Raw genomic sequence first — 18,170 nt, 5'->3', positions numbered from 1 at the left:
GTTTGTAACTACGGAGCGCGTCGACGGAGCGATTATTAAGCTCCAACCTGAGGATAATCCGACGTTTGTCTTGGATGTCATGCGTCCCGGGCCGGAATCTGGGTTGGCGTCAAGTGTTAACGAGACACTTTCTTCGATTAGTCCCTACATTTCGGATTGTGACGCTCAGGTCCGATTGTTCACGGCGTATTCGCAGGCTGACGGCGCTGAAATACCGGATAACGCGCCAAAAATGTTCAAGAAGGGTTTGGAGACAGACGCGTTACTTGAGTTTTTGCTCGAGAGAGTTGGCTTTGGGGGTGGGTAATGTATGGCATATCGTCTATCTCCCAGGTCAAGAAAAGGATTGACACGTTCAATAAGTCGGATTGGCAGTTTTGCATCTCAGATGGTCAGGCTGTATCTCGCTCGGTTGCTCGAGATCCGTTTCTGTCTGCCTTCATGAATTTCCGCGTAGTGCCGGACGCAATATGGGGGTTTGATAATGCGATCTCTGCAATCCGGTTCATTTACGGTTCCGTGCCGGTAGCGGAGCAGAGTGAAGAGACCTTATGTAATCCTACTGAGGATACTCGGAAAGCGCTCGATCTGGCGGCAGGACTCGCTCCGCACTTACTTAAGAATTCAAGGTTTCTGCCGAATCTGGAGGCGCTATCCGGTCTGCTCTCGTACGTTCAACATTCAAGCGCGTACTTCGATATCAATTTGGGTGTCTTGTGCAAGGATCTCACGAAAAGTCACGAGCTGTACTGGATTGGAGTCGAGGCGATTCAACTCGCATTGTTGGTCGAGAAGGAGCAGTTGCGAGATCAGGGGGGCGCCATCTACTACGATTCGAACGCGCAGCTGCAGAGAATTTCTGGGCTCGTTCATGACTACCACGCGTTTCGACTTCCATATTGGAGATCTGTGCCGGCAATTCGTGTTTCGGAGGATGTTGGATCTGACGAAGTTGAGCGTCTTCGAGACATTTTCGCCGATCCGCTGAGTTTTTGCCCTCGTGAGGCCGACGATGAGGGGCGGTTTGAGTGGCCATGGCAGAGGTGTCTTGTTATTGGGCCCTCAGGCGAGGTGCGATATCGTGCTATCGGAACGACGTCTCTGACGCTCGATCTTCGTGCGTCGACCTCGGCTATGGAGTTAACGGACCCGCCAGAGCAGTTTTCCGAGTTTATAGATACGGTAGTCGGAGCAGCGCGATCAATCATCCTGGAACATGGCGGGTTTTTTGACAAGGAAACGGGGGATGGTGTGGTTGGTCATTTCTGCACGCATCGAAACGTTTCAGAGACGGACAAGTTGGACGAGTTGCCAACTGAAGTAGTTGCGGTGAGGTCTGCTATTCGAATAGTTAAGGCAATTGACGAGTTGTGCCTTAAGTATCAACGGTGGTTGCGTCACGGGATGGATAGGCTCGGCCCCGCTATAGGAATCCATACTGGTACGGCTGTGTGGATCATTGATGAAATGCAGATCCGTGCAATTGGCTCGTCGGTTGTCGGTGCTGCCCGCCTTTGCGGGTGCGCGGCGTCACGAGAGATTGTGATCTCCAACAAGACGTTCCACGCGATTGAAGATCATCGTGCAATAGTCAATGTAATTGAATTCCATAAGAAGGCGGTTTCGTTTCAGGAGTATGGAGAGCGGCTTGGTACGTACGCGTACTCAGGCATGAGTTATGATCATAGAGGGGCAGCATCTTAGTATCATCCTATTCAGGCGCAAGTTTATCGCGTTTGTTCCATATCTCGCGTTCCTAATGGCGAAGGGCCCGGCGTTTCCGCCGAGCCCTTCATTCAACAAGTATCAGTCGGCCTGTAAGCCGGGTTCTGGAGGGCAGCGCCCGAAGACGCTACGTGACGGCCATTCCTCTGGGACCATGTTTGCACATGGCCTCGAGCAACCTACCCGGACGGCGGGTTTGACATCACCCTGCGGAGTTATCGCCCGAAAGCGAACTGTCCACTATGCCGTCCCTATTCGGTTTTGCTCCCGGTGGGGTTTACCATGCCGTCGCCGTTGCCGGAGACGCGGTGCGCTCTTACCGCACCTTTTCACCCTTACCCGGCTTCGCCTTGCGGCTTCGCCGGGCGGTTCGTTCTCTGTGGCACTTTCCCTGGGGTCGCCCCCGCCGGACGTTATCCGGCACCGTATGTCGATGGAGCCCGGACTTTCCTCCCCCGCAGCCTTTCGACCATAGCGGGAGCGGCCGTCCGGCCGACTGACGCCGTAGCCATGCGGGCTGCGCGCGGCGGCGTCAAGGCGGAAGGCGGCGTCTCTCAGGCCAGCGCAGCGGCCGCCCGGACGTCGATCGACAGGCCCCCGAGCAGCGCGTGCAGCGTCGCCAGCGTCGAGCCGTCGGCGATGCCGTCGACCTTTTCGGGCCGGAAGTGGCGCTGGAAGGCGGTGACGACCTCGAAGGTGGCGTGATCGAATTTGCCGGTGATCGCGATGCCGTAGCCGTAATCGGCCAGCGCCTGCTGCATCACCTGAACCTGTTCGCCTTCGGCGCCGTGCCGCAACACCGCGCCGGCTTCGATCCGCGCCGGCTCGACCCAGTGACCGACTCCGGAGGCGGCGAGCGCCCGCCACGGAAATTTCTCGCCGGGGTCCTTCTTGCGCGCGGGGGCCACGTCGGAATGTCCGAGCACGCGGTGCGGCTGAACGTTGCGGCGGATGATGATGCCGCGGCACAGCGCGATCACAGCAGCGATCTGGCGGAGCGGATAGTCCGGATAACCCCAATCATGGCCGCGATTGATGATCTCGATGCCGATCGAGCAGGAGTTGATGTCCTCCTCGCCGGCCCATTTCGCCACGCCGGCGTGCCAGGCGCGCTTGGATTCCTGCACGCATTGCAGGATCCGGCCGTCCTCCAGCACCACGTAATGCGCCGACACTTCGGTGCCGGCCTTGCACAGCCGGGTCAACGCGCCCTCGACGTCCGGCATCCCGGTGTAGTGCAGCACGATCATGTCGGGCTGGCGGCCCTTGTTCCGCTCGCCGAAATTCGGCGACGGAATCACGTCGGACACCACGGATGAATCGGGTGTAAAAGTCTGCATGGCCACGATGCCCTTGGGCAGTGGGACGGCACGTCGACGCTTCGACTCGGAACCTGCAGACGCGAACGAACCTGACAACATCAGACGATCCAAACTCGGCAGGAGAACGGCGAAGGCGCGAAATGCAGCCAGCCGCAGCGTCCGCTCACTATCCGGGTGATGACCGTCGGTCGCAACGCGGCTGTTTCACGATTTTGCCATTTTCTGTGGACTGTGGACGAACCGCACCACTCCAATACCGCACCGCAACCCGCACGGATCGTCGATGTCAGCTCGAGCTGTACGGTCCCCGTCAACGTTTTCTTAAGCCTATGGGACGTTACTGAGAGGGGATGAGCCGAACCGCCGGGACCGGCCGGGGCCTCCCTCTGCAAACCCATAACCGATGGAAATCCAACAGATTTCAGGCAGGTCGTCGGGTTCGCCAGTCCGGGCAGCCGGCGGACGCGCTGGACCCTTTGTGGAACCGGGAGTTTCGAAGGACGATGCACCCGTTGCCGCCGATATCGCAGCCGAACAGCGCCGCAGCCGGCGTCCGCACGCCGCGGGCCGGACGCGCAGCCGCGCCGGCAGGGCAGGGCGCATGAGCGAATTGCGGCCGCGCCACATCCCCGTGCTGGGACCCGAAGCCGTCGCGCTGCTCGCGCCGCACGACGGCGGGGTCTATGTCGACGGCACCTTCGGCGCCGGCGGTTACACCCGGCTGATCCTGCAGGCCGCCGACACGCGAGTGATCGCGATCGACCGCGACCGCAGCGCCATCGCCGGCGGATTCGATCTGGTGCAGAGCGCGGACGGGCGGCTGACGCTGGTCGAGGATCGCTTCTCCAATCTGGTCGAGGTCTGCGAGGCGCAAGGCGAGCCCGCCGTCGACGGCGTGGTGATGGATATCGGCGTGTCGTCGATGCAGGTCGATCAGGCCGACCGCGGCTTCTCGTTCCGGCAGGACGGGCCGCTCGACATGCGGATGGGCACCGACGGGCCGAGCGCCGCCGACGTGGTCGCGCAGGCTTCGGAGGCCGACCTCGCCAACATCATCTACATCTTCGGCGAGGAGAAATTCTCGCGCCACATCGCCCGCGCCATCATCGCCGCCCGCAAGGAGGCGCCGATCGCCACCACCAGGGCGCTGGCCGAGATCGTCGGCAGCGTGGTGCGCAGCAAGCCCGGCCAGATCCACCCGGCGACGCGGACGTTCCAGGCGCTGCGGATCTTCGTCAACGAAGAGCTCGACGAATTGTATCAGGCGCTGGCGGCGGCGGAGCGGGTGCTGAAGCCGGGCGGGCGGCTCGCGGTGGTGACGTTCCATTCGCTGGAGGACCGCATCGTCAAGACCTTCCTGACCGAGCGCAGCCGCGTCGGCGGCGGCTCGCGGCATCTGCCCGAACCGACGCAGGCGGCGCCGAGCTTCACCGTGCTGACCAAGCGCCCGATCATCGCCGGCGACGCCGAGGTCGCCGCCAATCCGCGGGCGCGCTCGGCCAAGCTGCGCGGCGGCGAGCGCACCGCGGCGCCGGCGCACCGGCCCGACGATCTGCCGGGCTGGCCGACGCTCGCCAGTGTGATGAAGGCAGGCGTGATGAGGGCCGGCCGATGATGCGCCTCATTCATGTCGTGGTGATCGGAATGCTGGTGTTCGCCGCGGCCTATGTCTACCGGATCAAGATGGATTCGACCGTGCGCACCGAGAAGGTGCTGCAGCTCCATGCCGAAGTGCGCAGGGAGCGCGAGGCGATCGCGCAGCTCCGCGCCGAATGGGCCAAGCTCGACGCGCCGGGCCGGCTGCAAGGCATCGCCGAGCGCCATCTCAAGCTGAAGCCGATCGCGGCGCGCCAGTTCGACCGGCTGAAGAACCTGCCGGCCCGGCCGCCGAGCATCGTCAATCCGAACGACCCCGACCCGATCGCCTCGATGATCGAGAAGGTCGACCCCGACATCGTCACCGGCGCGCTGCCGGCCAGGGAGGCCGCGCAGTGACCGAACCGTCCGCCCCGCTCGTCGGCCACCACGTCAATTGGCGGCAGCGGCTGATCCGCAGCCTGATCTACGGCCGCGACGTCGATCGCGACGCCAAGGCGCGCGTCCGCGTCGGCCTGGCGATGCTGGCGTTTGCCGGGGTGTACGGCGTGATCGCGTTCAAGCTCACCTTCATCGCGGTGGTCGGCGACAGCCACGGCACGCGGCGCACCGCGTCGCAGGACGCGATCGCCACCGCGCGGCCCGACATGGTCGACCGCAACGGCACCATCCTGGCCACCGACGTCAAATCGCCGTCGCTGTTCGGCGAGCCGCGCCGGATCATCGATCAGGACGAGGCGGTCGAACTCCTGACCGCGACGCTACCCGACCTCGAGACCCAGGAGGTCCGCGAGCGGCTGGCCTCGAAGAAGGGCTTCGTGTGGCTGAAGCGCGAGATCTCGCCGCGGCAGCAGGCCGACATCAAGAAGCTCGGCGTTCCGGGCATCGGCTTCCTGCGCGAAAACAAGCGGGTGTATCCGACCGGGACCGAGGTGTCGCATCTGATCGGCCTCGTCAACATCGACAACCAGGGCATCGCCGGCGTCGAGAAATGGCTCGACAACAATGGCCTGGCCGATCTGCATCGCGCCGGCTTCGCCTCCGACCGGCTGCAGAGGCCGGTCGAACTCGCGGTCGACATCCGCGTCCAGCACGCGCTGCGCGATGAATTGCTCAAGGCGAAGGACAAGTACAAGGCCAAGGCGGCGTCGGGTCTGGTTTCCAACGTCAACACCGGCGAGATCGTGGCGATGGTGTCGCTGCCGGATTTCGACCCCAATAATCCGCGCGAGGCCAACGACCCCGACCGCATCAACCGGCTCACCACCGGCGTCTACGAGATGGGCTCGACCTTCAAGACGCTGACGCTGGCGATGGCGCTCGACAGCGGCAAGGCGACGCTGAACACGATGTACGACGCGCGCGGGCCGCTGCGCTACGGCAAGTTCGCGATCCACGACACCCATCCGCTCGGCCGCGCGATCTCGCTGTCGGAAGTGTTCACCTTCTCGTCCAACGTCGGTGCGGCGCGGATTGCGCTGGCGCAGGGCGTCGAGGCGCACAAGGCGTTTCTGAAGAAGGTCGGCCAGCTCGACCGGCTCCGCACCGAACTGCCGGAAAGCGCGTCGCCGATCGTGCCGAAGCGCTGGGGCGAACTCAACACCATCACCATCTCGTTCGGCCATGGCGTCGCGGTGGCGCCGTTGCAGGCGGTGATGGGCATCAACGCCATGGTCAATGGCGGCTATCTGATCCCGCCGACCTTCCTCAAGCGCAGCGAGGAAGACGCGCTGAAAATGGCCAAGCGCGTGGTCAAGAAGGAAACCAGCGACAAGATCCGCTATCTGATGCGGCTGAACGCCGAGATCGGCACCGCCAGGACCGCCGACCAGATCGCCAAGGGTTACTACATCGGCGGCAAGACCGGCACTTCCGAGAAGGTGATCAACGGCCGCTACGCCAAAAAACAGGTGCTGAACTCGTTCACAGCGGTGCTGCCTGCGGACAATCCGCAATTCCAGGTGCTGGTGATGCTCGACGAGCCGAAGGCGCTGCCGGAGACCCACGGCTTCATCACCTCGGGCTGGAACGCGGTGCCGACCGGTGGCAAGGTGATCGAGCGAATCGCGCCGCTGCTGGGGATCGAGCCGCGGTTCGATCTGCCGCCGCCCGACCGCCTCATTCTTGCGTCATCGAAGCCGGCCCAGTAGGTCGCAGCCGCGCGGGGCGGCAATGCGTCAGTCGTGTTGCGCCGGGGCGCGCTTGCGCTAAAAGCCCGGTTTGCGTGCGAAACCCCTTCGGACCGATCGGCCGGACTCGAGGACCATGAAGCTCCGCGACCTCTTCAGCGACGATACGGCGATCACGGCGCAGGCGGCCGATCTCGACGCCGGCGGCCTCGCCGTCGACAGCCGCGCGGTGAAGCCGGGCGACGTGTTCTTCGCGCTGGCCGGGGCGAAGACCGACGGCGCGCGCTTCGTCGCCGCTGCGATCGAGGCCGGCGCCGTCGCGGTGGCGGGCGATCATCCGCCCGCGGGCGAGCTTGCCGTGCCCTTCGTCCGCCTGAGCAATCCGCGCCGCGCGCTGGCGCTCGCCGCCGCGCGGTTGTTTCCGCAGCAGCCGCAGACCATCGCCGCGGTCACCGGCACCAGCGGCAAGACTTCGGTCGCAGCCTTCACGCGGCAGATCTGGCAGCGGCTCGGCCATGCCTCCGCGAGCATCGGCACCATCGGTCTCGTGACGCCGACGCGCAGCGTCTACGGCTCGCTGACCACGCCGGATCCGATCGCGCTGCATCGCTCGCTCGACGAAATCGCGCGCGAGGGCGTCACCCATCTGGCGCTCGAAGCCTCGTCGCACGGGCTCGATCAGTTCCGGCTCGACGGTGTCCGCGTCGCCGCTGGCGGCTTCACCAACCTGTCGCGCGACCACATGGATTATCATCACGACGTCGCGCATTATCTTGCGGCAAAGCTGAGGCTATTTCGCGACCTCGTCGCCGCAAGCGGCGCCGCGGTGATTTCCGCCGATCACGACTGCTCGGCGCAGGTGATCGAGGCCGCGCGGGCGCGAAAACTGCGGCTGATGACCGTCGGCCGCAACGGCGACGCCGGCGACGGCATCCGGCTGATCGAGGCCGCGGTCGACGGGCTCGCGCAACGGCTCAAGCTCGAACATGCCGGGCGCAACTACCAGGTCCATCTGCCGCTGGTCGGCGAATTTCAGATCGAGAACGCGCTGGTCGCAGCCGGGCTGGTGATCGGCACCGGCGGTGATGCGGCGGCGAGCTTCGCCGCGCTCGAACATCTCGAAGGCGCGCCGGGCCGGCTGGAGCGGGTCGGCGCGCGCAACGGCGCGCCGGTGTTCGTCGACTACGCGCACAAGCCCGATGCCTTGGCGAAGTCGCTGCAGGCGCTGCGGCCCTATGCGAAGCGCAAGCTCGTCGTGGTGTTCGGCGCCGGCGGCGACCGCGATGCCGGCAAGCGGCCGCTGATGGGCGCGATCGCGGCCGGGCACGCCGACGCCGTCATCGTCACCGACGACAATCCGCGCAGCGAAGACCCCGCGGCGATCCGCGCAGCCATCCTCGCAGCCGCGCCGGGCGCGCGCGAGATCGGCGATCGCGCCGAGGCGATCCGCACGGCGATCGGCGAATTGCAGTCGGGCGACGCGCTGCTGATCGCCGGCAAGGGCCACGAAACCGGGCAGATCGTGCAGGGCACGGTGCTGCCGTTCAGTGATCACGAAGCCGCCGCGGCGGCGCTGTCAGCGAGCGCGGCATGAGCAAACAACCGCTGTGGACGTCCGAGGCGATGGTCGAGGCGATGCACGCCGCGATCAACGGCACGCCGGCGCGCGACGTGTTCGGCATTTCGATCGACAGCCGCACGCTGGCGCCGGGTGACGCTTACTTCGCGATCAAGGGCGACGTCCATGACGGCCACGCCTTCGTCGAGGCGGCGCTGAAGGCGGGCGCGGCGCTGGCGGTGGTCGAGACGGCGCAGCGCGACAAGTTCGCCGCCGACGCGCCGCTGCTGGTGGTCGACGACGTGCTCGACGGCTTGCGCGATCTCGGCCGCGCGGCGCGGGCGCGGCTCGACGCCAAGGTGATCGCGGTGACCGGCTCGGTCGGCAAGACCTCCACCAAGGAGGCGCTGCGCGGCGTGCTCGGCGCGCAGGGCGAGACCCACGCCTCGGTGGCCTCGTTCAACAATCATTGGGGCGTGCCGCTGACGCTGGCGCGCTGCCCGGCCGACGTGCGCTATGCGGTGTTCGAAATCGGCATGAACCACGCCGGCGAAATTGAACCGCTGGTGAAGATGGTGCGACCACATCTGGCGATCATCACCACGGTGGAGCCGGTGCATCTTGAATTCTTTGCCGGCCTCGAGGCGATCGCCGACGCCAAGGCGGAAATCTTCGCAGGGCTGGAGCCCGGCGGCATTGCCGTGCTGAACCGCGACAATCCGATGTTCGAGCGGCTCACCGCGAGCGCCCGCAAGGCGGGCGTCGGCCGCATCGTGTCGTTCGGCGTCCACGCCGAGGCCGATGCGCGGCTGCGCGACATCGCGCTGCATGCGGATTGCTCCGCGGTTGATGCGAGCATCCTCGGCCACGACGTCACCTACAAGCTCGGCATTCCCGGCCGCCACATCGCGATCAACTCGCTCGCCGTGCTGGCCGCGGCGGAACTGGTCGGCGCCGACCTCGCGCTGGCCGCGCTGGCGCTGGCGCAGGTTCAGCCCGCGGCGGGCCGCGGCGTCCGCCGCCCCCTCGAACTCGGGCAGGGCGAGGCGACGCTGATCGACGAGAGCTACAACGCCAATCCGGCGTCGATGGCGGCGGCGCTCGGCGTGCTCGGCAGCGCCGAGATCAGCGGGCAGGGGCGGCGCATCGCCGTGCTCGGCGACATGCTGGAACTCGGTCCCGCCGGGCCGGAGCTGCATCGCGGCCTCGCCGAGGCGGTGCAGAACAACGCCGTCGATCTGGTGTTCTGCTGCGGCCCACTGATGCGCAATCTGTGGGACGCCCTTTCCTCGGGCAAGCGGGGCGGCTATGCAGACAGCGCGGCCGCGCTCGAATCGCAGGTGGTTGCGGCGGTCCGGACCGGCGACGTGCTGATGATCAAGGGCTCGCTCGGATCGCGCATGAAAACGATTGTCACCGCGCTCGAGAAGCGCTTTCCCGGCAAGGCCGCGCGCGACGACGCTGCGGTGTAAGGCGGCTTGAATGCTCTATTGGCTGATCGATTTTTCCAGCTCATTTCCTGCTTTCAACGTCTTCCGCTACATCACCTTCCGCACCGGCGGCGCGGTGGTGACCGGCGCGCTGTTCGTGTTCCTGTGCGGGCCGTGGATCATCGACAATCTGCGGCTGCGCCAGGGCAAGGGCCAGCCGATCCGCACCGACGGCCCGCAGTCGCATCTCGTGTCCAAGCGCGGCACGCCGACGATGGGCGGCCTGATGATTTTGTCGGGGCTGACGGTCGGCACCGTGCTGTGGGCCAATCCGCTCAATCCCTATGTCTGGATCGTGCTGGCGGTGACGCTCGGCTTCGGCTTCGTCGGCTTCTACGACGACTACATCAAGGTGACCAAGCAGACCCACGCCGGCATTTCGGGCCGCACGCGGCTGCTGATCGAGTTCGCGATCGCGGGCGCGGCGTGTTTCGCGCTGGTGTGGCTCGGCCGCGGCTCGCTGTCGAGCTCGCTGGTGATCCCGTTCTTCAAGGAAGTGGTGCTCAATCTGGGCTGGTACTTCGTGATCTTCGGCGCCTTCGTGATCGTCGGCGCCGGCAATGCGGTGAACCTGACCGACGGGCTCGACGGCCTCGCCATCGTGCCGGTGATGATCGCGGCTGCGAGCTTCGGCATGATCTCCTATCTCGTCGGCAACGCTGTGTTCGCCGAATATCTGCAGATCAACTACGTCGCGGGCACCGGCGAACTGGCGGTGCTGTGCGGCGCGCTGCTCGGCGCCGGCCTCGGCTTCCTGTGGTTCAACGCGCCGCCGGCCTCGATCTTCATGGGCGACACCGGCTCGCTGGCGCTCGGCGGCATGCTCGGCTCGATCGCGGTGGCGGTGAAGCACGAGATCGTGCTGGCGGTGATCGGCGGCCTGTTCGTGCTCGAAGCCGTCTCGGTGATCGTGCAGGTGACGTCGTTCAAGCTGACCGGCAAGCGCGTGTTCCGGATGGCGCCGATCCATCATCATTTCGAGCAGAAGGGCTGGACCGAGCCGCAGATCGTGATCCGGTTCTGGATCATCGCGGTGATCCTGGCGCTCGCCGGCCTGTCGACGCTGAAGCTGCGGTGAAGTTGGATATGTGCGCCGTCAGCCCTCACGCCGGGTGCAGCGTCATCCTGAGGTGCGAGCCCTTGCGAGCCTCGAAGGATGGCCACGGGCACGTGCGGCGATCCTTCGAGGCTCGCCGAAGGCGGCGAGCACCTCAGGATGACGTGGTGCCGGTGGCGCGCAATGTTGACCTCATCCTGAGGAGCGGCCCGCAGGGACGCGTCTCGAAGGATGTGCCACGAAATCATCCTTCGAGACGCGCGCTGATGCGCGCTCCTCAGGATGAGGTCCGTTGTGTGGCGCGGAGGATGTCGACATGATCCCCGTCACCTCCTTCGCTGGGCAATCCGTCGCGGTGTTCGGGCTCGGCGGTTCCGGGCTGGCGAGCTGTCACGCGCTACGCGCCGGCGGCGCCGAAGTGATCGCCTGCGACGACAATCTCGACCGCATGGTCGAGGCCGCACAGGCCAATTTCATCACCGCCGATCTGCGGAATCTGTCGTGGGCGAATTTCGATGCGCTGGTGCTGACGCCGGGCGTGCCGCTGACGCATCCGGCGCCGCACTGGAGCGTGCTCAAGGCGCGCGAGGCCGGCGTCGAGGTGATCGGCGATGTCGAGCTGTTCTGCCGCGAGCGGCGGCTGCACGCGCCGACCGCGCCGTTCGTCGCCATCACCGGCACCAACGGCAAGTCGACCACCACGGCGCTGATCGCGCATCTGATGTGCGAGGCCGGCTACGACACCCAGATGGGCGGCAATATCGGCACCGCGATCCTGTCGCTGGAGCCGCCACGCGCCGGCCGGGTCCATGTGATCGAGATGTCGTCCTATCAGATCGACCTGACGCCGTCGCTCGATCCCAGTGTCGGCATCCTGCTCAACGTCACCGAGGATCACATCGATCGCCACGGCACGATCGAGCACTACGCCGCGGTGAAGGAGCGGCTGGTCGCCGGCGTGCAGGACGGCGGCAGTGCGATCATCGGCGTCGACGACGGCTTCGGCCGCGACGCCGCCGATCGGCTGGAACGCGCCGGCAAGCAGGTGGTGCGGATCTCGGTGAAGCAGCCGCTCGCCTCCGGCATCACCATGGATCACGAGACCATCGTCCGCGCCGACGGCGGCGCGTCGCACGCGATTGCCAAGCTCGGCGGCATCGGCTCGCTGCGCGGCCTGCACAACGCGCAGAACGCGGCGGCGGCGGCCGCCGCCGCACTCGCGCTCGGCGTCAGCGCCGACGTTCTGCAGAAGGGGTTGCGCAGCTTCCCGGGCCTCGCGCACCGGATGGAGCAGGTCGGACGACAGGGCGCGACGTTGTTCGTCAACGACTCCAAGGGCACCAACGCCGACGCCACCGCGAAGGCGCTGTCGTCGTTCGGCGAGATCTTCTGGATCGCCGGCGGCAAGCCGAAGACCGGCGGCATCGAAAGCCTCGCCGAGTACTTCCCGCGGATCCGCAAGGCGTATCTGATCGGCGAGGCGGCGCAGGAATTCGCCGCGACGCTGGACGGGCGGGTGGACTACGAGATCAGCGAGACGCTGGAGAATGCCGTGCCGGCCGCCGCGCGCGACGCGGCGGTCTCGGGATTGCCCGAACCCGTCGTGCTGCTGTCGCCGGCCTGCGCCTCGTTCGATCAGTTCCGCAATTTCGAGATCCGCGGCACCAGGTTCCGCAACCTGGTGACGGCGCTGGACGGCGTCGTGCCGGTGGTGTGAGGTAGGCACTTCGGTTTCCACACACACCGCCGCCATCGCCCGCGCAGGCGGGCGACCCAGTATTCCAGAGCCCTCGAAAGCAACGACAGTCTCTGGAATACTGGATCCCCGCTTTCGCGGGGATGACAGTTGCGCGGGTGGCGACATCACCGCCCACCCCCCTCACAAGCTCGATTCCTTCCGATTCCGTTAACCTCTTGGCAACCACGCGGGCGCACCAATGGGCGGACCTCTGGCCCAGGATCGCCGATGATTTCCCGTGAGCAACGCACCCCGTTCAGCGAATGGTGGTGGACCATCGACCGCGTGCTGCTGGTGGCGCTGATCGCGCTGATGCTGGCGGGCGTGATCCTGTCGCTGGCGGCGTCGCCGCCGGTCGCGACGCGGATCGGGCTCGACCCGTTCCACTTCTTCAATCGCCACGTGCTGTTCCTGGCGCCGTCGCTGATCGTGCTGATCGGCGTCTCGTTCCTGTCGCCGCGGCAGATCCGGCGCGCCGCGCTGATCGTATTCGCGCTCAGCATCGTGCTGATCGTGGCGACGCTGATGTTCGGCCCGGAGGTGAAGGGCTCGCGGCGCTGGATCACGCTGCTCGGCCTCAACATCCAGGCCTCCGAAATCGCCAAGCCGTCCTTCGTGGTGCTGGCGGCGTGGCTGTTTTCGGAAGCAGCGCGGCGGCCGGAAATGCCGGCGACGTCGATGTCGATGGCGCTGCTGCTGACGCTGGTGTCGCTGCTGGTGATGGAGCCGGATTTCGGCCAGACCATGCTGGTGCTGATGGTGTGGGGCGCGCTGTTCTTCATCGCCGGAATGCGCATCGTCTGGGTGTTCGGGCTGGCCGGCGTCGCCGCAGGCGGTCTGTTCGCGGCCTATCTGTTCGTTCCGCACGTCGCCGGCCGCATCAAGCGGTTCATGAACCCGGCGTCGGGCGATACTTTCCAGGTCGACATGGCGAGCGAGGCGTTCAGCAATGGCGGTTGGTTCGGGCTGGGGCCGGGCGAGGGCATCGCCAAGCGTAGCCTGCCGGACAGCCACACCGATTTCGTGTTCGCCGTGGCCGGCGAGGAGTTCGGCATCATTCTGTGTCTGGCGCTGCTGGCGCTGTTCACCTTCATCGTGATGCGCACGCTGTCGCGGGCCTACAAGTCGGACGATCTGTTCGCGCGCTTCGCCGCGTCCGGGCTGGCGATCCTGTTCGGCATCCAGGCCGCGATCAACATGTCGGTCAATCTGCAACTGATCCCGGCCAAGGGCATGACGCTGCCGTTCATCTCCTATGGCGGTTCCTCGATGGTGTCGCTGGCCTATGGGGTCGGCATGATGCTGGCGCTGACGCGGCAGCGGCCGAAGACCGAGGTCAATGCCATGGGCGCCGCGGCGGGCTACGCGTGACGCCATGAGCGACGCGCCTCTCATCCTTCTCGCGGCGGGCGGCACCGGCGGGCATCTGTTCCCCGCCGAGGCGCTGGGCGTCGTGCTGATGAAGCGCGGGCTGCGGGTGCGGCTGGTCACCGACAGCCGCGCGATGCGCTACAGCGGGCTGTTCTCCGCCGACATGGTCGACGTGGTGCCGAGCGAAACGGTGCGCGGCAGGACGCCGTGGGCGCTGGGCCGCACCGGGCTGATGCTCGGCGCCGGGACCGCGAAGGCGCTCGCGCTGATGCTGCGGCTGAGACCGGCCGCGGTGGTCGGCTTCGGCGGCTATCCGACGCTGCCGCCGCTGTTCGCGGCGCGGGCGTTGCGGATTCCGACGTTGATCCACGATTCCAATGCGGTGATGGGCCGCGCCAACCGGCTGCTCTCGAAGGGCGTCACCGCGATCGCGACCTCGCTGCCCGGCGTGCTCGACCGCGACCCGGCGCTGTCCGCCAAGACCACCACGACCGGCACGCCGATGCGCCCGGCGATCCTCGCCGCCGCCGCGGTGCCGTTCGCGCCGCTCGAGAACGAAGGCGCGCTGCGCCTGCTCGTCGTCGGCGGCAGCCAGGGCGCCCGGGTGATGGCCGACATCGTGCCGGGCGCGCTGGAGCAACTCGATCCGGCGTTGCTGGCGCGGATGGTGCTGACCCAGCAGGTCCGCGACGAGGACATGGCGCGGGTCCGCGCCGTCTACGACCGGCTGAAGCTGACTTGCGAACTCGCGCCGTTCTTCTCCGACCTGCCGGCGCGGCTGGCCGCCAGCCAGCTCGTGGTGTCGCGCTCGGGCGCCGGCACCGTCGCCGAACTCGCCGCGATCGGCCGGCCGTCGATCCTGGTGCCGCTGCCCGGCGCGCTGGATCAGGACCAGTTCGCCAATGCCGGCGTGCTCGCCGATGCCGGCGGCGCGATCCGGATCGCGCAGGGCGATTTCACGCCGGAGCGGCTGGCCGCCGAAATCGCCGCGCTCGCCGCCGATCCGCACAAGCTCAGCGCGATGGCCACCGCCGCCCGCGCCGTTGGCCGGCTCGATGCGGCGGAGCGGCTGGCCGATATGGTGACGCAGGTGGCACGGATTTAAGCGATTTCAAGCCCAATTTACGCTTGTCAGCGCGAGCGGAAGCGGGGCATCCAAGGGGACGCTGGCCGTCCCGAATCGGGCCGCCCGCGCCTTTCCGTCCGATCGGACGATGAATCCAGGAACCCGCCCCATGAGACTGCCGCGCGAGATCGGACCCATCCACTTCGTCGGGATCGGCGGCATCGGCATGAGCGGCATCGCCGAGGTGCTGTGCAATCTCGGCTATACGGTACAGGGTTCCGACGCCTCGGAGAGCGCCAACGTCAACCGGCTGCGCGAGAAGGGGATCGCGATCAGCGTCGGCCACAAGGCCGACAACGTCGCCGGCGCCGACGTGCTGGTGGTGTCGACGGCGATCAAGCGGGATAATCCGGAACTGCTGGCGGCGCGGGCGCAGCGCATTCCGGTGGTGCGCCGCGCCGAGATGCTGGCCGAGCTGATGCGGCTGAAGAGCTGCGTCGCGATCGCCGGCACCCACGGCAAGACCACGACGACCTCGATGGTCGCCGCCTTGCTCGACGCAGGCGATTTCGATCCGACCGTGATCAATGGCGGCATCATCAACGCCTACGGCACCAATGCGCGGCTCGGTGCCGGCGACTGGATGGTGGTCGAGGCCGACGAGAGCGACGGCACCTTCCTGAAGCTGCCGGCGGATGTGGCGATCGTCACCAATGTCGATCCCGAGCATCTCGATCACTTCAAGACCTTCGACGCGGTGCAGGATGCATTCCGCAACTTCGTGGAGAACGTGCCGTTCTACGGCTTCGCGGTGATGTGCATCGATCATCCGGTGGTGCAGACGCTGGTCGGCAAGATCGAGGACCGCCGCATCATCACCTATGGCGAGAACCCGCAGGCCGATGCGCGGTTGCTCGACCTCAAACCCTCGGGTGCGGGCTCGACCTTCAAGGTCGCGTTCCGCGATCGCAAGGCCGGCACCGCGCATGAGATCGCCGATCTGATGCTGCCGATGCCGGGCCCGCACAATGCGCTGAACGCCACCGCCGCGATCGCGGTCGCGCACGAGCTCGGTCTGTCCGACGACACCATCCGCAAGGCGCTGGCCGCGTTCGGCGGCGTGCGGCGGCGCTTCACCAAGACCGGCGAGTGGAACGGCGTCACCATCATCGACGATTACGGTCATCATCCGGTCGAGATCGCCGCGGTGCTGAAGGCGGCGCGGCAATCGACGGACGGCAAGGTGATCGCCGTGGTGCAGCCGCATCGCTTCACGCGGCTGCAGTCGCTATTCGAGGAATTCTGCACCTGCTTCAACGACGCCGACAGCGTGATCGTCGCCGACGTCTATCCGGCCGGCGAGGCGCCGATCCAGGGCATCGACCGCGATCACTTCGTGCTCGGCCTGCGCGCCCACGGCCATCGCAACGTGATCCCGCTGCAGGATTCCGCATCGCTGGCGGGCGTCGTCGCGGGCGTCGCCAAGAGCGGCGACTACGTCGTCTGCCTCGGCGCCGGCAACATCACCCAATGGGCCTACGCGCTGCCGGGCGAGTTGAAGGCGCTGGGCGGCTGACGCGAGAGGAGGCACCGATGGCTGTCCTGAGCGACGAGACCTGGAAGCGGCACGCCAATCCCTGGAGCGTGTGGACGCGCTACGCGGCGTTCCCGGTGCTGATCGCGGCGATCTGGAGCCGGGCGTGGCTCGGCTGGTGGGCGCTGGCGCCGATCGGCCTCACGATCGCGTGGCTCGCCTATAATCCGCGGGCGTTTCCGCCGCCGGCGTCGACCGACAATTGGGCGTCGAAAGCCGTGCTCGGCGAGCGGATCTGGGTCGCGCTGCAGCGCGACGAGGTGCCGGCACAGCATCGCATCGTCCCCGGAGTCGCCGCCGGCATTTCGATGGCGGGCCTGCCGTTCCTCGCCTGGGGATTGATCGTGTTCGATCTCGCCGTCACCGCGCTCGGCATGACCATTGTCATGCTGGCGAAAACCTGGTTCGTCGACCGGATGGTGTGGCTGTTCGAGGACATGAAGGATCAACGCCCGGAGTATCGCTCTTGGCTGTACTGATGTCTTCCGCTCTCGCCGCCGACCTCAAAGCCGCGATGCCCGAGCTGCGCGGCCGTCTGCTCGGCAACGAGCCACTGGCGCCGCTGACCTGGTTTCGTGTCGGGGGTCCTGCGCAGGTGCTGTTCACGCCCGCCGACGAGGACGATCTCGGTTACTTCCTGTCGCTGCTGCCGGCGGAGGTGCCGGTGCTGTGCATCGGCGTCGGCTCCAATCTGATCGTCCGCGACGGCGGGCTGCCGGGCGTCGTGATCCGGCTGGCGCCGCGCGGCTTCGGCGAAGCGCGCAGCGACGGCGAGATCGTCCATGCCGGCGCCGCCGCGCTCGACAAGCGCGTCGCCGAGTCGGCTGCTGCCGCGCAGCTCGGCGGGCTCGAATTCTACTTCGGCATTCCCGGCACGATCGGCGGCGCGTTGCGGATGAACGCCGGCGCCAATGGCCGCGAGACCAAGGACGTGCTGATCGACGCCACCGCGCTCGACCGCGCCGGCCGCCGCCACATCATCGATAGCGCGGGGATGCAGTTCAGCTACCGTCACAGCGGCGCGGACCCGTCGCTGATCTTCACCTCGGCCCGGTTTCGCGGCACGCCGGCATCACCGGACGCGATCCGCGCCAAGATGAACGAAGTGCAGGCGCACCGCGAACTGGCGCAGCCGGTGCGCGAGAAGACCGGCGGCTCGACCTTCAAGAATCCGCCGGGCCACAGCGCGTGGAAACTGATCGACGCCGCCGGCTGCCGCGGCCTGCGCATCGGCGGCGCGCAGGTGTCGGACATGCACTGCAACTTCCTGATCAATACCGGCGACGCCACCGCGGCCGATATCGAAACCCTCGGCGACACGGTGCGCGAACGCGTCAAGGCGCAATCCGGCATCGAGCTGCAATGGGAGATCAAGCGGATCGGCGTCGCCGCCGAGGCTGCCGGCTAGCGCGTTTCATCGATTGATTGAAGCGATGGCCCTTTGAGCGGTGTGGCCCTCGCCAAATGCACCGACTCCTCATCCTGAGGAGCCCGGCGAAGCCGGGCGTCTCGAAGGATGGGCGA

The 18,170-nt window shown here is 66.6% G+C and carries 14 protein-coding genes and 1 other RNA gene; 13 read left to right on the top strand and 2 right to left on the bottom strand.

Going from position 1 to position 18,170, the window contains the following annotated elements; all coding sequences use genetic code 11:
* Nucleotides 1–306: 306 nt before the first annotated feature.
* Nucleotides 307–1,704, top strand: coding sequence for an adenylate/guanylate cyclase domain-containing protein (locus SR870_RS09760; protein WP_322517770.1), 1,398 nt, complete (start codon nucleotides 307–309; stop codon nucleotides 1,702–1,704).
* A 98-nt stretch (nucleotides 1,705–1,802) separates the two neighbouring features.
* Here SR870_RS09760 and rnpB read toward each other — a convergent pair.
* An RNA gene (gene rnpB, locus SR870_RS09755) (RNase P RNA component class A) lies at nucleotides 1,803–2,225 on the bottom strand.
* 54 nt (nucleotides 2,226–2,279) lie between these two features.
* Nucleotides 2,280–3,146: an N-acetylmuramoyl-L-alanine amidase gene (locus tag SR870_RS09750; protein ID WP_322517769.1), complete on the bottom strand. Its 867-nt coding sequence runs from the start codon at nucleotides 3,144–3,146 to the stop codon at nucleotides 2,280–2,282.
* Between the two features lie 502 nt (nucleotides 3,147–3,648).
* Here SR870_RS09750 and rsmH point away from each other — a divergent pair.
* The 12 genes from rsmH (at nucleotide 3,649) to murB (ending at nucleotide 18,054) form a co-directional block, all read left to right on the top strand.
* Nucleotides 3,649–4,662: a 16S rRNA (cytosine(1402)-N(4))-methyltransferase RsmH gene (gene rsmH, locus SR870_RS09745; RefSeq protein ID WP_322517768.1), complete on the top strand. Its 1,014-nt coding sequence runs from the start codon at nucleotides 3,649–3,651 to the stop codon at nucleotides 4,660–4,662.
* Nucleotides 4,662–5,042, top strand: a complete 381-nt coding sequence (gene ftsL / locus SR870_RS09740) for a cell division protein FtsL (protein ID WP_322518238.1) — start codon at nucleotides 4,662–4,664, stop codon at nucleotides 5,040–5,042. Before rsmH ends, ftsL begins: the two co-directional genes overlap by 1 nt.
* Nucleotides 5,039–6,793 (top strand): penicillin-binding protein 2, encoded by a 1,755-nt coding sequence (locus tag SR870_RS09735; protein ID WP_322517767.1) that lies wholly within the window; start codon nucleotides 5,039–5,041, stop codon nucleotides 6,791–6,793. Before ftsL ends, SR870_RS09735 begins: the two co-directional genes overlap by 4 nt.
* Before the next feature lie 115 nt (nucleotides 6,794–6,908).
* Nucleotides 6,909–8,366, top strand: coding sequence for a UDP-N-acetylmuramoyl-L-alanyl-D-glutamate--2,6-diaminopimelate ligase (locus SR870_RS09730; RefSeq protein ID WP_322517766.1), 1,458 nt, complete (start codon nucleotides 6,909–6,911; stop codon nucleotides 8,364–8,366).
* Nucleotides 8,363–9,802 carry a UDP-N-acetylmuramoylalanyl-D-glutamyl-2,6-diaminopimelate--D-alanyl-D-alanine ligase gene (locus tag SR870_RS09725; RefSeq protein ID WP_322517765.1) on the top strand — a complete coding sequence of 480 codons (1,440 nt, stop codon included), beginning with the start codon at nucleotides 8,363–8,365 and terminating at the stop codon, nucleotides 9,800–9,802. The genes SR870_RS09730 and SR870_RS09725 overlap by 4 nt, the downstream gene beginning before the upstream one ends.
* Before the next feature lie 10 nt (nucleotides 9,803–9,812).
* Nucleotides 9,813–10,898: a phospho-N-acetylmuramoyl-pentapeptide-transferase gene (gene mraY, locus SR870_RS09720; protein WP_322517764.1), complete on the top strand. Its 1,086-nt coding sequence runs from the start codon at nucleotides 9,813–9,815 to the stop codon at nucleotides 10,896–10,898.
* 295 nt (nucleotides 10,899–11,193) lie between these two features.
* A complete protein-coding gene (gene murD / locus SR870_RS09715; protein ID WP_322517763.1) occupies nucleotides 11,194–12,594 on the top strand; it encodes a UDP-N-acetylmuramoyl-L-alanine--D-glutamate ligase in 1,401 nt (466 codons plus the stop codon).
* A 249-nt stretch (nucleotides 12,595–12,843) separates the two neighbouring features.
* Nucleotides 12,844–13,986 (top strand): putative lipid II flippase FtsW, encoded by a 1,143-nt coding sequence (ftsW, locus tag SR870_RS09710; protein WP_322517762.1) that lies wholly within the window; start codon nucleotides 12,844–12,846, stop codon nucleotides 13,984–13,986.
* A gap of 4 nt (nucleotides 13,987–13,990) precedes the next feature.
* The gene (gene murG, locus SR870_RS09705; RefSeq protein ID WP_322517761.1) at nucleotides 13,991–15,091 is read left to right on the top strand and encodes an undecaprenyldiphospho-muramoylpentapeptide beta-N-acetylglucosaminyltransferase; all 1,101 of its coding nucleotides are present in this window, start codon (nucleotides 13,991–13,993) and stop codon (nucleotides 15,089–15,091) included.
* Between the two features lie 130 nt (nucleotides 15,092–15,221).
* Nucleotides 15,222–16,628: a UDP-N-acetylmuramate--L-alanine ligase gene (gene murC / locus SR870_RS09700; RefSeq protein ID WP_322517760.1), complete on the top strand. Its 1,407-nt coding sequence runs from the start codon at nucleotides 15,222–15,224 to the stop codon at nucleotides 16,626–16,628.
* 17 nt (nucleotides 16,629–16,645) lie between these two features.
* Nucleotides 16,646–17,125 (top strand): DUF6653 family protein, encoded by a 480-nt coding sequence (locus tag SR870_RS09695; protein WP_322517759.1) that lies wholly within the window; start codon nucleotides 16,646–16,648, stop codon nucleotides 17,123–17,125.
* Entirely contained in the window at nucleotides 17,125–18,054 is a 930-nt protein-coding gene (gene murB, locus SR870_RS09690; RefSeq protein WP_322517758.1) for a UDP-N-acetylmuramate dehydrogenase, read from the top strand. Before SR870_RS09695 ends, murB begins: the two co-directional genes overlap by 1 nt.
* Nucleotides 18,055–18,170: the final 116 nt, after the last annotated feature.

The sequence above is a fragment of the Rhodopseudomonas palustris genome, from assembly GCF_034479375.1.
Lineage (GTDB): Bacteria > Pseudomonadota > Alphaproteobacteria > Rhizobiales > Xanthobacteraceae > Rhodopseudomonas > Rhodopseudomonas palustris_M.
The sequence above is the reverse complement of the archived record's forward strand: the minus strand, read 5'-3'. Positions and strand labels throughout refer to the sequence as shown.